The sequence below is a fragment of the Mucilaginibacter sp. GW822-FHT03E02 genome, from assembly GCF_058801545.1.
Map to the genome: position 1 here is coordinate 1,210,051 of NZ_JBXANJ010000002.1, position 14,008 is coordinate 1,224,058.

General features: G+C 40.4%; 16 protein-coding genes. 9 read left to right on the forward strand and 7 right to left on the reverse strand.

Annotated features, from left to right (window positions below):
• Positions 1 to 8: 8 nt before the first annotated feature.
• From AC1RM2_RS31665 to AC1RM2_RS31680, 4 genes are all read right to left on the reverse strand, one after another.
• Entirely contained in the window at positions 9 to 3,356 is a 3,348-nt protein-coding gene (locus AC1RM2_RS31665) for a SusC/RagA family TonB-linked outer membrane protein (protein WP_492989126.1), read from the reverse strand.
• 223 nt (positions 3,357 to 3,579) lie between these two features.
• Positions 3,580 to 4,653: a FecR family protein gene (locus AC1RM2_RS31670; protein ID WP_492989127.1), complete on the reverse strand. Its 1,074-nt coding sequence runs from the start codon at positions 4,651 to 4,653 to the stop codon at positions 3,580 to 3,582.
• 60 nt (positions 4,654 to 4,713) lie between these two features.
• Positions 4,714 to 5,298 (reverse strand): RNA polymerase sigma-70 factor, encoded by a 585-nt coding sequence (locus tag AC1RM2_RS31675; protein WP_492989128.1) that lies wholly within the window; start codon positions 5,296 to 5,298, stop codon positions 4,714 to 4,716.
• Between the two features lie 419 nt (positions 5,299 to 5,717).
• The gene (locus tag AC1RM2_RS31680; RefSeq protein ID WP_492989129.1) at positions 5,718 to 6,146 is read right to left on the reverse strand and encodes an SRPBCC family protein; all 429 of its coding nucleotides are present in this window, start codon (positions 6,144 to 6,146) and stop codon (positions 5,718 to 5,720) included.
• Positions 6,147 to 6,348: 202 nt separating this feature from the next.
• Between AC1RM2_RS31680 and AC1RM2_RS31685 the strand changes: the two genes are divergently transcribed.
• The 6 genes from AC1RM2_RS31685 (at position 6,349) to AC1RM2_RS31710 (ending at position 9,730) form a co-directional block, all read left to right on the forward strand.
• The gene (locus AC1RM2_RS31685; protein ID WP_492989130.1) at positions 6,349 to 7,437 is read left to right on the forward strand and encodes a DUF695 domain-containing protein; all 1,089 of its coding nucleotides are present in this window, start codon (positions 6,349 to 6,351) and stop codon (positions 7,435 to 7,437) included.
• A gap of 214 nt (positions 7,438 to 7,651) precedes the next feature.
• Complete coding sequence (locus tag AC1RM2_RS31690) at positions 7,652 to 8,584, forward strand: helix-turn-helix domain-containing protein (RefSeq protein WP_492989131.1); 933 nt, start codon at positions 7,652 to 7,654, stop codon at positions 8,582 to 8,584.
• 80 nt (positions 8,585 to 8,664) lie between these two features.
• Positions 8,665 to 9,021 (forward strand): hypothetical protein, encoded by a 357-nt coding sequence (locus AC1RM2_RS31695; RefSeq protein ID WP_492989132.1) that lies wholly within the window; start codon positions 8,665 to 8,667, stop codon positions 9,019 to 9,021.
• An 88-nt stretch (positions 9,022 to 9,109) separates the two neighbouring features.
• Positions 9,110 to 9,346, forward strand: a complete 237-nt coding sequence (locus AC1RM2_RS31700; protein WP_492989133.1) for a UPF0175 family protein — start codon at positions 9,110 to 9,112, stop codon at positions 9,344 to 9,346.
• Positions 9,321 to 9,596 (forward strand): PIN domain-containing protein, encoded by a 276-nt coding sequence (locus AC1RM2_RS31705; protein WP_492989134.1) that lies wholly within the window; start codon positions 9,321 to 9,323, stop codon positions 9,594 to 9,596. Before AC1RM2_RS31700 ends, AC1RM2_RS31705 begins: the two co-directional genes overlap by 26 nt.
• A gap of 35 nt (positions 9,597 to 9,631) precedes the next feature.
• Positions 9,632 to 9,730, forward strand: coding sequence for a hypothetical protein (locus AC1RM2_RS31710; RefSeq protein WP_492989135.1), 99 nt, complete (start codon positions 9,632 to 9,634; stop codon positions 9,728 to 9,730).
• A 90-nt stretch (positions 9,731 to 9,820) separates the two neighbouring features.
• Here the strand turns inward: AC1RM2_RS31710 and AC1RM2_RS31715 are convergent, their stop codons facing one another.
• Positions 9,821 to 10,228 (reverse strand): DUF6855 family protein, encoded by a 408-nt coding sequence (locus tag AC1RM2_RS31715; protein ID WP_492989136.1) that lies wholly within the window; start codon positions 10,226 to 10,228, stop codon positions 9,821 to 9,823.
• A 195-nt stretch (positions 10,229 to 10,423) separates the two neighbouring features.
• Complete coding sequence (locus AC1RM2_RS31720) at positions 10,424 to 10,903, reverse strand: Dps family protein (RefSeq protein ID WP_477364984.1); 480 nt, start codon at positions 10,901 to 10,903, stop codon at positions 10,424 to 10,426.
• 95 nt (positions 10,904 to 10,998) lie between these two features.
• On the opposite strand from AC1RM2_RS31720, the gene AC1RM2_RS31725 reads away from it, so the two are divergent.
• The 3 genes from AC1RM2_RS31725 to AC1RM2_RS31735 are packed head-to-tail and all read left to right on the forward strand — an operon-like array spanning position 10,999 to position 13,444.
• Positions 10,999 to 11,778: a DUF4905 domain-containing protein gene (locus tag AC1RM2_RS31725; RefSeq protein ID WP_492989137.1), complete on the forward strand. Its 780-nt coding sequence runs from the start codon at positions 10,999 to 11,001 to the stop codon at positions 11,776 to 11,778.
• Between the two features lie 6 nt (positions 11,779 to 11,784).
• On the forward strand, positions 11,785 to 12,819 hold the full coding sequence (locus tag AC1RM2_RS31730; protein WP_492989138.1) for a LysM peptidoglycan-binding domain-containing protein: 1,035 nt from the start codon (positions 11,785 to 11,787) through the stop codon (positions 12,817 to 12,819).
• Positions 12,812 to 13,444, forward strand: coding sequence for a uridine kinase family protein (locus tag AC1RM2_RS31735; RefSeq protein ID WP_492989139.1), 633 nt, complete (start codon positions 12,812 to 12,814; stop codon positions 13,442 to 13,444). Before AC1RM2_RS31730 ends, AC1RM2_RS31735 begins: the two co-directional genes overlap by 8 nt.
• A 170-nt stretch (positions 13,445 to 13,614) precedes the next feature.
• On the opposite strand, the gene AC1RM2_RS31740 is transcribed toward AC1RM2_RS31735, so the two are convergent.
• Positions 13,615 to 13,950 (reverse strand): superinfection immunity protein, encoded by a 336-nt coding sequence (locus AC1RM2_RS31740; RefSeq protein ID WP_090648970.1) that lies wholly within the window; start codon positions 13,948 to 13,950, stop codon positions 13,615 to 13,617.
• Positions 13,951 to 14,008 lie beyond the last annotated feature (58 nt).

Below are 14,008 nucleotides of genomic sequence, written 5' to 3' on the forward strand. Positions count from 1 at the left end.
TAAATTCATTAAAAATTAACGTTTATTCCAAAACCATATTCGCGCCTTCGCGGATACCGTCCACTATCATTCCCCGGCGTTAATGCCGAACTTGAAGAAAACTCAGGGTCGTACCAGGAATAGTTAGTCCACGTGAGCAGGTTTGCCCCATATACATATGCGCCGATATTTTTAAGTTTAATACGCGAGGCCACATTTGCCGGCAGGTTATAGGTAAACTTTGCATAACTGAGCCTTATAAACGAAGTGTTTTCCAGGAACCTGGTTTGCGTGCCCGGGAAGTTCGCTGTTGAATTCTTACGGCCCATATAAGGTATATTGGTAATATCGCCCTGGTTTTTCCACGAATTATAAGTGGTATTATTATCGGCCACAATGCCCGATGTTGCCAGGTTATCTAAGGTTTGCCTTGGGCTGTCATAGGCCTCGCCACCCCAGTTGGTATTGAGCGTAAACGACAAACTAAATTGCTTATAAGTAAACGTATTGATGATGGCCCCATAAAACGATGGTTGTGCGTTGCCTATTATCTGCCTGTCATTAGCATCAATCACACTATCCTTTTTAACGTTATCAAATATCATATCGCCACCCAGCAATAAAGCACCACCGGCGTACATATGGTGCACGGTACCTGTATAAGTATTACCATTCAGCTCATAGCCCGTAGCAGTTTTACCATCAGCAGAAACACCTACCGGTGTTAACCTATTCCAATTACCATCATAGGCATTTGAGACATCATACCGGTAAACGCCCAGGCCCTTGTATCCGTAAAAATCGCCGATTTTTCCGCCCTCCTGAACCAGATAGGTGGCACCTCCCGCCGTGGCCAAAAATGGTTGATGATTATACAGGCTCCTGATTTTGTTGCGCTCGATAGATAAACTTGCGTTAATATTCCAGATAAAGTTTTTTGCTGCAACCGGTGTTGCGTTTACAGCAAACTCCCAGCCGTTATTTGAAATATCGCCAACATTTACATATACGTTGGTGAAACCCGTCTCTACCGGAATATTGCGCTGATAGAGCAGGTTTTTTGTTACCTTTTGATAATAATCGGCTGTTATATTAAGCCGGGAATTAAAGAATTGCAGATCTAAACCAATGTTTTTCTGAATGTTACTTTCCCATTTTAATTGTGCATTGCCAAACTGGTTGCTTAAAACTACGCCATTGACAGCATTATAAAAGGACGAGCCAAAAGTATAAATCAGCAGGTTGGAGTTGGCGGGAATACGATCGTTACCCACCTGCCCATAACTTACCCTCAACTTGGCATCGCCCAGGAATTTTTTAGACCAGCTCATGAACGATTCGTCGGAGAAACGCCATGCTGCAGATGAGCCATAAAAATTACCAAACTGATTGGATGAACCAAATTTTGACGATCCGTCCCGGCGATAAACCGCGCTGATAATGTACCGGCTTTTGTAGTTGTAACCTGCACGCGCGTAAAATGATTCGCGACTGGTTGACCCGGCGTCAGTACCAGTATTGGTCAGATCTATAGTTCCGGCAACATTTGAGGTATATATGCTTTCGTTAGCATAGTTTGTACCCGCTATTTTAAAGCTGTTATTCTGCGTTTTTTCGGCGCTTATACCTGCTACAGCAGATATGGAATGGTTTTGGCCAAATGTTTTATTGTAATTTAAAAATCCCTGATAAGCCCAGTTGGTGTTAACGGCAAAACTCTCCCTGCCCGAATTTACCAGTGGGTTGGCGCTGCTCAGTAATTTAGGATCAAAGAAAGTATTATGAGGAGTTGATAAACCAAAATCGAAGTTATTGGTTAAGCGCAGGTCCTTGGTGATGCTATAATCAACCTGGTTAAACAAATCGCCGGTATACGTATTGGTCACGTTAACCTCCAGCAATGCAACTGACAACTGGTTACGCCGCCCGCTAATGTAGCCGGTTAAGGTGCCATCGGGATAATACAAAGCTAAATTCGATGGTCGCTGAAATGCCTGGTTAATGGTATTACCCTCGTTAATGTTATTGTTGGTATTGTAACCAAAAGATAAACGGTTACTATATTTAAACTTTGGCGACACCTGGTAATCCAAATTAAACCTAACCTGCAGTGTTTTTGAGTAGCTGTTAACTATCAGGCCCTGATCATTAATATACCTGATGCTGGAGTAGTATTGCACACTTTTTTCGCCACCGCTCACGCCAAAATCAAGTATATCTTTTTTGGCCAGTTGTGTAATTACGCTTTGGTTATCGTTATCCGAGTTAAAAACCACATTTAATGAATCGTTGGTGGTGGTTGGTTTATCAGGGCTGTTACCGTTGTATAAATTTCTTTCAACGCGCAGGTCTTTTGAATTTGGCTGCTCCAGCTTGTGGGCCATCACACCAAAAATACGGGCGTACTGCGCGTTAATAAGTGGCTTACCGGCCTGGCCACGCTTAGTGGTAATTAATATAACGCCGTTGGCAGCCTGCGACCCATAAATAGCTGCCGATGCAGCATCTTTTAATACTTCAATTGATTGAATGTCATTTGGGTTCACGTTATCGGCGCTCTGGCTTAAAATACCATCAATTACAAACAAAGGCGAGTTGCCTGCAGTTGAGAAGGTAGAACCACCGCGTATTTGAATGGAGCCGGTTGCCCCCGGTTCACCCGAATCATTTATTACCAATACGCCCGATGCCTGCGATTGTAAAGCATCGATAAGGTTGATGGGATGGCGTTCTTCTATCTGTTTGGCAGTTACGGTTGATATAGCACCGGTCAAATCGCGCTTTGCAACCGATTGGCCATATCCGGTTACCACCACCTCACTTAAATCGGTTGATGATCCCTTCAGTGTTATGTTGATGTTTTTACGATCACCAACTGTTACTTCGGTTGAAGTGAAGCCTATGAACGAAAATGTCAATACTGCATTGTTATCCGGCACATTGATTGTAAATTTTCCATCAACATCAGTAACAACGCCTGTTTGCGCCCCTTTTACCCTTACGCTTACGCCAGGCAACGGGCCGCCTTTATCGTCTGTTACCCGCCCTGTAATGGGTTGGGCCACTGCCTGCAATGCTTTATCAGAAATGATAACCAGGTTGTTATTGCCCAGCTTATATATGAGGTCTGTTTGGGTCAGCAACACATCCATCACCTGGTTTATCGAGGCATTATTAAGGATTATATTGCCGATATGCTTTTCGTTTAGTGCGTCGTCATTATAAACAAAACGGTAATTGCTTGTTTTTTCAATTTCGGTAAGCGCTTTTTTTATAGAAACGTCATGAAGGTTAATACTGATTTTATCCTGGGCGTAGCCTTTGGCAAAAACCTGACATGCAGATATAATTATCAGGATTAGGGTACACTTTGTCATGAGTAATATTTTTAATAGGCATTGCAACCGCATATTACTTATGCGGCAAGCATTTTTTTTCATAATTTAGTATTTAGGTTACTTTAATTATTGGTTTTAGAACACTCGTAGTTGCGGTACCAAGTATTGCGGGGGATGCGTCAACATTCTCCGCTTTTTTGGTTTAATAGTTTTAAGGATCAAATTTTATCATAGGCATTTTTTTAGGTTATAACATTATTGGTTAGTAAATAATCACCTTTTGTTTATCTATTAAAAAGTTAAAATTACTGGTTGCCTTAAGCGCTTCCAATGCTGTACTTAGCGACTCTGTTGTGAATTTTGCGCTAAATCGTTTTTCCTTTAGCCGGTCATTTTTAAATGAAATAGAAACACCGTACCATCTTTCCATTTTTTTTGTTACCTCGTCAAAATATTCGTTATCAAATACCAGTTTATTTTCAAGCCATTGCGCTTCTGATGGCAATGAGTCGGTTTTTGCGGTATGCAACGTACTTAAGATAATAAGGTCTTCGCCTTTATTGTCTTGAGGTCCTTTCCGCTTAACAATTGTTAATTTCTCGGTGGGTTTCAATATAATTCGTTGTCTTGGGCCCATAGTGGTAGTCAACTCAATTCTACCCCTAATCAGTGATGTTTCAGAAACATTATCGTTTGCATATGACCTTACATTAAAAGCTGTACCCAACACTTTTATACGTATAGTAGCCGTATGTACAATAAACGGATGTTCGGCATCCTTCACAACGTCAAAAAACGCCTCGCCGGTGAGGCGTACTTCCCTGTATTTGCTGCCATAATTTGTTTTATAAAAAATTTCGCTGCCTGCATTAAGCCAAACCTTAGTACCATCGGGCAATACAATCTTGCTGATGTTACCTCCTGCCGCTACAACCTGGTAAGTTTTAACATTATCAGTATCTGAATATCTTTTCCGGTAAAAAAAAACCAATAAGCCCAAAACCAAACAAGCCGCTGTAGCTACTGCCCAAATGAGTCTATGCCTCTTGTTTTTAAGCCGGGGAACAGCCTCATTCGCCGGGCCCTGGAAGGTATCAGTTCGGGGACTGTCGGTTTCGAGCTTGCTCTCGAGTTTGTCCCATTTTTGCTGAAGTTTATGTGGAATAAAACGTGGCGGCTTATTGGGATTTTGCCGCCACATGGCCTCTAATATCTGTATGGAATAAACATCGGCCCATGGTTGCCTGAGCAAATGACGCAGCTGACGAAGCTCTTCCGGAGTAGCCTCGTTATTAAGTTTTTTCCCAACAAGTGTCCAAATAGTGTCCTGATCCATTTTTTTGTTTCAGAAACAAGGACAGGAGAAAACGAAAATACCCCAGTGAAAAAATGAAATTTAATTTGAGGATGCTTTTTTAATTGTTCTTTTATGGCTTGGCGACGCGGAAACTGCGGCAGCTATAGCTTTCAATGCGTTCTTCATATGGTACTCAACGGTTTTAACAGAGATATTCAATATCTCCGCCACCTTCCGGTATTTCAGGCCATCCTCTTTAACCAGTTTAAATACTATTTTACATTCATCAGGCAGCCGCTGTATGGTATAATTGATAGTTTTTGCAAGTTCATCGGTAATAAATATATCTTCAACAGTGCCCTTGGCATCTTTAAGCTCAAAACTAACCGACTCTATATCAACACAAGTTATCCGATTTGACAAATTATGATTTATAGCCCTGTTTTTTACAGCTACATATAAATAAACCGTTAAATTGTTCACTTCTGTCAATCCGGACCGGTTAGACCATATTTTTACAAAAACATCATCAACAATCTCCTCACCCACTTCGGTTAACTTCACATAAGAGCAAGCCAACTTTAACAACCTCTCGTAATATAAAAAGTAGATCTTTTTAAAAGATGCCAGGTCACTGTCACGCGCAACTTTTAATAACAGATCTTTGATATCAATGTTCAACATTGTTAAGCAGGTTTTGTAAGCGCATTTGCAGGGGGAAATGCATATAATTGGTTACGCTAAATTTAGGTGAGAAAAACAAGGCAGAAGTAAACTATAATGGCTTATTACTAATCTGCTTTTACAATTGTGCAAATAGCGCTTGTTGAGCCGCGCCTTGAAGCTAATATGGAGAGAAGGTCAGGAAGTTTCTACGCCTGATAAAATACGTTCCGGCTATAACGATGGTATCAAAAAAAAGCGGACAAAGACGAAAATCCGTCTATGTCCGCTCAAGGTTTTCCCACATGGACTCGAACCACGATTGTCTGAACCAGAATCAGAAGTGCTACCATTACACCATAGGAAAATAACAATCAAGCAGATTTACACCTGCCTGGTGTGCAAATATAACACGTATGGCTATATTTAGCAAAAAATAGTTACAGGCTGGTTTCAGTATATTTTTTGAAATTATCCAGAATAGCCTGCCAGCCTCCCCTTTGCATTTCTATAGGGTTTTGTGTTTCGGGGTCAAATGTTTCCGTTACCTTAGTGGTGTTGCCATCGCTAACAAACTCAATTCTTACTTTCCGGCCATCACCAAGCCCATATTCTATCACGCTATATTGCACTACATTACTGTAAACACCTTCAAAATCAAAACTGAAACTTCCATCTTTTGCAGCCATGGTTGTTTTAAACTTGCCGCCCGTTTGCGCGTCATTATCGGCATAGGGCGCGTGCCAATCGTCTGATGCATGGCACCATTGGGTAATATGCTCCGGTTTAGTCCATGATTCCCAAACTTTTTCTATGGGTGCGTTTACCGTTGCCTCTACTGTAATAGCCGTTTTAGCTGCTGTTTCCATCTTATATTTTTTTGGTTGATTTCCTTTTGATAAAATTAGCAGAATATTTTAAAACGGAATATGGCTAAATGCGACATTTGTCGGGTGTGAATTGCAGGTAGAAATGTTTAATATAATTAATTGTGTTTTTATATTTGGTGCAACAACAAGCGTCTTTTATCACAATAACCCTACCCTATCATTAAAAAAACAACTATAGCCCATGAGTTTTCTAAAAAATATATTTAAAGGTGGTGAACAACCTGTTAGGTCCTACGCAGATTTTTGGACTTGGTTTCAAAAAAATGAACAGGCTTTTTTCAGAGTAGTAAAAGAAAAAGGAGATATCCACAAAGATTTTTTCGACAAACTTTCGCCAAAGCTTAACGAGCTTAAAGATGGATTTTATTTTTTAACCGGCATATTTGATGAGCATACCGTCGAACTTGTTTTGACTGCCGATGGCGCTATCAAAAACATTCCCTTTGTAGAAGACCTTGTTAAAGCCGCCCCCCAAATAAATGGTTGGAAGTTTACTGCACTGAAACCTGCTTTAGATATTACAAACGTATACATCGAAATGGCGGGCTATAAATTTGGCGACGAAAATATCCACTTTTATGCAAACACTTCGAATGAATTCCCTGATGAAATAGATATCACCGTTTTACATGACGACCTTACACAACAAAATAAAGATACCATCATCAATGGGATATACATTTTTCTTGACAATTTCATTGGCGAACTAAATTTTGCTACAACCATAGATAATGTGAATGTTATAGGTAAAAGCGAGGCTGAAAACGAATTAGTACCAATAGCGAAACTAAAAGATTTTTTAACCTGGCGCGAAAAAGAATTTATCGAAAAGTACGAAGGCGTAAGGCACAACACAGAAAATGACACTTATTCGGGGCTTGAAGCAACCCTGAACAGCGGCAACCCTGTGGTGGCTATCATTAACACAGATTTACTTGACTGGGACAGCAAGGCATCTCACCCCTGGATTATGAGTATTGAAATTAAATATGGGGGTACAGGTAGTAACGGCATGCCCGACAACAAAACCTATCAGCTGTTGGATAATATTGAAAAGGATATACTTCGTGAATTAAAAGACTTCGACGGCTACCTGAACATCGGCCGCCAAACTGCCGAAAACACCCGGGATATATATTTTGCCTGTAAAGATTTCAGAAAACCATCCATTGTAGCTTATGGTATTGTACAAAAGTATTCCGGCCAGGTTGACATAACGTATGATGTTTATAAAGATAAATACTGGCAATCATTCGAGCGGTTTAGATAATTTTGGCATGCGGTGAACAGCTATTAATTAATGTAGTATCGATGGGCTACCAGTAAAATCATTGTTTACTATATTCAAATGTGTTGTGTTTTAAAATCATAGTATTGGGGATATAAATCAAGAAATAAAGCATCATATATTTATCATATTCAAATCACTATCAGTTTAATTGTGTGGTAATTAATACCTTTATCTTAGTATTTAACAACCAGCTATGCAAGCCATCACCATCGACGAATTTTATAAACAGGTAGGTAAAGACGATGTAGAATCGCTGTTGCCAGCCGGCATCAATAAAGAAATAGGACATTTTAATATATTCAACCTGGAAGAACTGATTCCCCGATTTAAAGACGACCCGGGGCATATGCCCTACAACAGGCGGGCTTACTATAAAATAAGCCTGGTGAGGGGTAAAAACATTGCGGAGTATGCCGATAAGGTGATCAACATCGACAAAAATGCTTTGCTTTTTGCTACTCCTAAAATACCATATAACTGGGTGCCACAGGATATGGATCAGGCCGGCTACTTCTGCATTTTTACCAGCGATTTTTTAATACAATCAAAAAGCGGGGCTGTATTAGATGAGCTCCCTATCTTTCGCCCGGGCGGCTACCCGGTTTTCCAGGTTACCGATGCGCAGGCAAACGAACTGGAACTGATGTTTAAAAAAATGCAGCAGGAAATAAGCTCCAATTATTTATTTAAGTACGATCTTATCCGCAATTATGTAATGGAGGTAATTCATTACGGCCAAAAGCTGGAGCCCTTAACCACCTATAACAGTGCGCATAATGCATCGGCCAGGGTATCATCCTTGTTTATCGAATTGTTGGAAAGGCAATTCCCGATAGCATCTCCACACCAAAAAATAACCTTGCGAACTGCACGCGATTATGCTGACCGCCTGGCCGTGCACAGTAACCATCTTAATAAAGTTTTAAAAGAAAATACCGGCAAAACCACAACCGAGCATATTACAAACCGGCTTATCCAGGAAGCCAAAATCCTGCTCAAACAAACCGATTGGAACATATCAGAAATTGCGTACAGCCTTGGATTTGAACAGCTATCGCACTTTTCAAACTTCTTTAAAAAACAAACGTCGCTATCACCAATTGAAATTCGCGCAAAAATTGTTTGAAATTGATAAATAGCTGATTGATGCTTGCAAACATGTTATAAACAACGGAACGTAGCTTAGCCCTATAACAGCGTAACATCATGACTCTCAAATTAATTAGTGGTGCCCTTATCCTATTTGCAGCCTTTATGAGCATAAAACACGGCTGGCAGGGATTAACTATGAAGCCAGATACCACTGGCCCCGAAGCAAAATTATTTGGCAAATTAAATTTAAGCCAGGCCACTTTAAAAGTGCTGTCGGTTTTGACACTGTTAAGTGGAATACTTATCCTTATGCCGCAAACTTTTGTAGCAGGCAACATTTTAAACGCCGCCCTGATATTTTTTCTGATGGTGATGTTTTTTTATGTACGTGAATTCAAAGCCGCTTTAATTGAGATACCTTTTTTGCTTATCCCATTAGTGTTGATATATTTGAGATATCCTCTGGGGTAAAAAAGTATTTAAAAACAGATTGACATTTGAATTTGATCATACACTTTTTTAAAGAAAATCTGTATCTTTAGATGTTTATCTTAACAAGATGACTACACTAACACTCCAGATTCCGGATGCTCTTGAAAAAGAACACGACGAAACAGTACAGTTGATAGCCGCAAAATTATATGAAGCCCATAAATTATCTTTAGGCCAGGCAGCCGAAATGTGCGGAGTAAAAAAGTGGGATTTCCCCGCTATTCTAACTAAATTTAATGTGGCTTATTTCCAGTATACTGCAGAAGATGTGATTGCTGATGTTGAAAGAATTTCAAAAGGCTAATACCATCATTACCGATGCAAGCTGTTTTATTTTGCTTGATAAAATTGACTGTTTTACAATCCTCAATGACCTTTACGGGCAAGTATTCACAACTCCCGAAATTGCCGCTGAGTATGGCAAACAACTACCAGTGTGGGTAATTGTTCAAACTGTAAAAAACAAAGAGCTACTTTATACTTATGCCGAGACCGTTGACCTGGGCGAAGCCAGTGCAATCGCTTTAGCCCAGGAAGTTGTTTCCCATCATTAATTCTTGATGACCTTAAAGGACGTAAACTTGCCAAAATGTTAAATATTGCTTACACAGGCACTATTGGCGTACTCATTTTGGCCAAAAAACATGGTGTCATCCCTTCATTAAAGGTACTTTTCGCAAAAATATAGTCTACTGACTTCCGAATTCCTGCGGAGTTATTGCAGGAAATACTGGACAAATACGACAGCTAAATTATAATTCGGCTTATCAAACTCTCCTTATTTGGCCCGCATTTTATTCCCTTTTGCCTCATGCGTTACGTCGGCAAGCCCCAATGCTTCCATTAGGGGCGGAATGTACATGCCAAAACGGCCACGTAAACCTTTCTTGAGCCCGTACCAGCCGCCAACTGGATTTTCCGGAGAGCGTCCCCATGCTTCAACGGTGCCTTCTTTGGCCGGCTTTTGCTCGTCGGCACTCCCCAGTTCCATCCAGTCGCCGTGCTGCTTAAGCATTGTGTGCAAATCTTCAAGGCAACGGTAATCATACAGTAACACCGTCTTGCCAACGGTGCACACCAAAACTTCTTTACCATCTTTTACATCGGCGTGCATGATATATTCTGAGGACAATGGCGGTGTTTTAAGGGCTAAGGGGCTTTCTTTAGTGCCAATTTGTTCTTTCATTTTGTCAAAGCTAAATTAAAGGTCTGTCTGAATATTTTATCAATTGGTTTATTGACTTTAAAGTTAGGAGATAATCAGATACACCAGTAAGTTTTGCTATGATTCATCAGCAAAAAAATCTCTAAAAAAAACCGCTTACTATGCAAGCGGCTTTCTTTCTTGACTCTTAATTCTTGATTCTCTGCTATTCAAGCCTTAATCCTCGTTCACAAATGAACGCAGCATCCAGGTGTTTTTTTCATTAAATTGCATAAAGCGGTTTACCATATCGTTGGTACCATCATCGCCGGCTTTGGCAGTGATATCTAATATCTCCCGCTCTTTGGCTATCAGAGCAGCCAGGTCATCAATAATGGCTTTAACCATTAAAGTATCTTTTAATCCAATGGTTTGAATCTCCTTGATTTGCGCGGTTTCAATATAGTCTTTAAACGTACTATATGGCGGTTTACCTAACGACAGGATCCTTTCGGCCAGTTCATCAATGGTTAATAACGCAGCGGTATACAACTCCTCAAATTTAAGGTGCAATGTAAAAAAACTTGCCCCTTTTACATTCCAGTGGCATCCGCGTAGTTTTTGATAATGGATGTGGTAGTTTGCCAAAAGATCGTTCAAATGATCTACAACGGGCTTTACTTTTGTTTCTTCTAAGCTAATTTGTTCAGCATTCATAGTAGTGGTGATTTAGTGCATTTAACACTGCCGCAAAGGCAATGTTTTGTAAAATTACCACTGTTTTGAAGATATTAAGCATCTTTACACACTTTATGACAAAGTTGCTACCATTCATCCAAGATCAATGTACATGGCCAGTGTGGCGTATGGAGATTGACGAGTTGAGTAATATTATATTCCTGGAAGTGCGCAACAGCGCGGACAAGTTGGTGTCATTTACATCAATCAGCCTGGATAGTGGCATCGTAAATTTTGAAGGCCTTACAACTCCTGAGCGATGGCTTACAGGAATCGAGACAGCATTTGACGGGGTACTTGTTCTGCATAATTATCAATCAGAAAAAGGGCCCGCCCACAAGGGATTAACGGCTATTGACGGTTTATCGGGAAAAACCCTATGGAGCAATTACACCCTGGCATTTGATTATCTGTCGGTAAATGGCCCGGTGGTTTACAATACCCAAATCCAGCCTAAAAGGCCGGTTCTGGCCGATATTAAAACCGGGGCAACATTAAGAACCTATCAGCCTGTTATTGATGTGGGTTTAAACAACCATATTTTAAGCCCACAGTTGTTACCGGCGCGAGCATTTAAAAGTTTGCAGGACGGGGTTGAGGCCTACGGAAATACCGTGGATTACCTTGAACACAATAATTTTAGAATTGTATCTTTGCACACGTTTTTGGACGGGCAACTGAAACAAGTCCTTTATATTTTTGACGATAAAGGTGATACGGTTTATCATGATTTGTTGCAAACCGATATACAAAAATTGCAGCCCGAGGCGTTTGTAGTACATAATAATAAACTGATCTACCTTAAAAACAGGTCGGTGTTAATAGTTTTAAATTTACAAAATACTGTATTATAACATATTATGAAATTAAAGATCCTTTTATTGATCGCTCCCTTACTCACCATTTCTGTCTCCGTTTTTGCAAGTACTGCTAAAGATTCTATCGGTGTTGAAAACCAGAATGGCAAAAAAATCATCCTCCACAAATTAGATCCTAAAGACAATTACTATTCCATAGGCAGGCGTTATAAAGTAAGCCCAAAGACTATCATCCAGTTTAATAACAACGCCCCGCTAAAAATTGGCGGTACTATTAAAGTACCTACCGACCTGCCATTTGATGAAACGCAAGCGGCTACTACAGCGCAGCCAACAAAACCAGTGGTGCAACCAGCGGTAGTACAGCAAAAGCCCCAGGTTCAGCCCCCCGTTTCCAAAACGCCACCTGTAGTACAACAACCGGTAGCACAGCCACAGCCGGCACCTGTAGTACAGCAACCTGCGGCAGCAGCGCCAAAACCAGCTACACCGGCGCCGGCAACAACGCAGCCAGCAGCTACAGCGGTAAACATGGATAACGTACAACAGTACAAGGTATCGGCCGGCGAGACAATTTACTCCATTGCCAAAAGATTTAATACTTCAGTTGAGGATATCAGGAATTTAAACAACCTAAGTTCGGATGATCTAAAAGCCGACCAGATCATCAAAGTTCGCACCGGTATGCCGCCGGAAGAACGTACGGTTGCCAAGCAGGATGTATTGAAACCCGATTCGGCAAACATGCCAATTGATAGTGCCGACGCAAAATTCAAAGCCAACCGTTTTGGCCTGTACGAAAAAAATGAACGTGGCGTCGCTATCTGGAACGATGACACCGGCCTCGATTCCAAAAAAGAATTGGTTTTACACCGTACTGCGCCAATAGGCACGGTTATAAAAATTACCAACCCCATGAATAACCATACTACTTACGCAAAAGTAGTGGGCCGTTTTACCGATAGCGAGGCAACAAAAAATGTACTTATTGTAATGACCAAGAACACTGCCGATGCTTTAGGCGCCTTAGATAAACGCATTAACGTAAATATCAGCTACGGAAGCCCGAATGAATAAACCTTATATTATTGGAATTGCCGGTGGAAGCGGATCTGGCAAAACTTTTTTTTTGAAGTGTTTCCTGGAGCATTTTACTGCCGATGAAGTATCCCTGGTATCGCAGGATGACTACTACATCCCTGTGGCGCATAATATGACCAAGGAGGAGAATAAGTTGTACAACTTTGATTTGCCCTCGACTATAGATGACCGGCATTTTCATGATGATATTGGTAAGCTTTTAAATAAAGAACCTGTCATTAAACATGAGTATACCTTCAATAACCCCGATGCCATCCCAAAAGTACTGGAAATAAAGCCTGCGCCTATCCTGATTGTAGAAGGCTTATTTATATTGCACTTTAAAGAGATTGCCGGCATGCTGGATATGAAAATTTTCATCGAGGCCGAAGATGACATAGCCTTACAGCGCCGCCTTAAACGCGATTTGCAGGAACGTGGCTACTCACACGATGATGTGATGTACAAATGGGTAAACCATGTGGTACCAGCCTATAAAGAGTTCCTGTTGCCTTACAAAGACGAATGCGATAAGGTGATAACCAACAACACACACGTTGCCGACGATATCATCGCGGTAACAGAAGAAATATCAGCTGATTTAAGAACAAAATTGTTTTAATTTGAGAATTTGAAGATTAACTTCGTTGAGGGCTTCGCCGTTTGAGAATTTGAAAATGATTAACAAACATCATTTACCAAGTAAGATATTCTCGGAATTTTCAAATCTTCAAATTTTCAAATTAATCAGGCATTTTCAAATCTTCAAATTTTCAAATCCTCAAATTATAATTAGTTTCCTATAATTTTCCTGGTTTCGTTGTGGTAATCGGTTTTTGTAATTACACCGGCCCTGAACAAATTTCTCAGCTTCGTAAGTTCAGCCTCGATTTTGGGGCAGCAATTGTGGGTATTAAGTTTATAAGAGCGGAGCGGGTCTTTATCTGTGCGGAGCGCCCAAACTAACGAAATTATCCAGGCTATCACAGTCCAGCCTAAAAGTACGTTCAACAGTAACACTGATAAGAAGTTATTTTTTTCCCTGGCCATTATAGATGGCAGCAGATAAACAGGCATTGTAATGGATAACAAAATGAATATTAGTATCAGTTCTGGATAATCTATCATAACTTAATTTAATATTGTCATTTATACGCAATAACTTATCTGTAAGATGCAAATATTT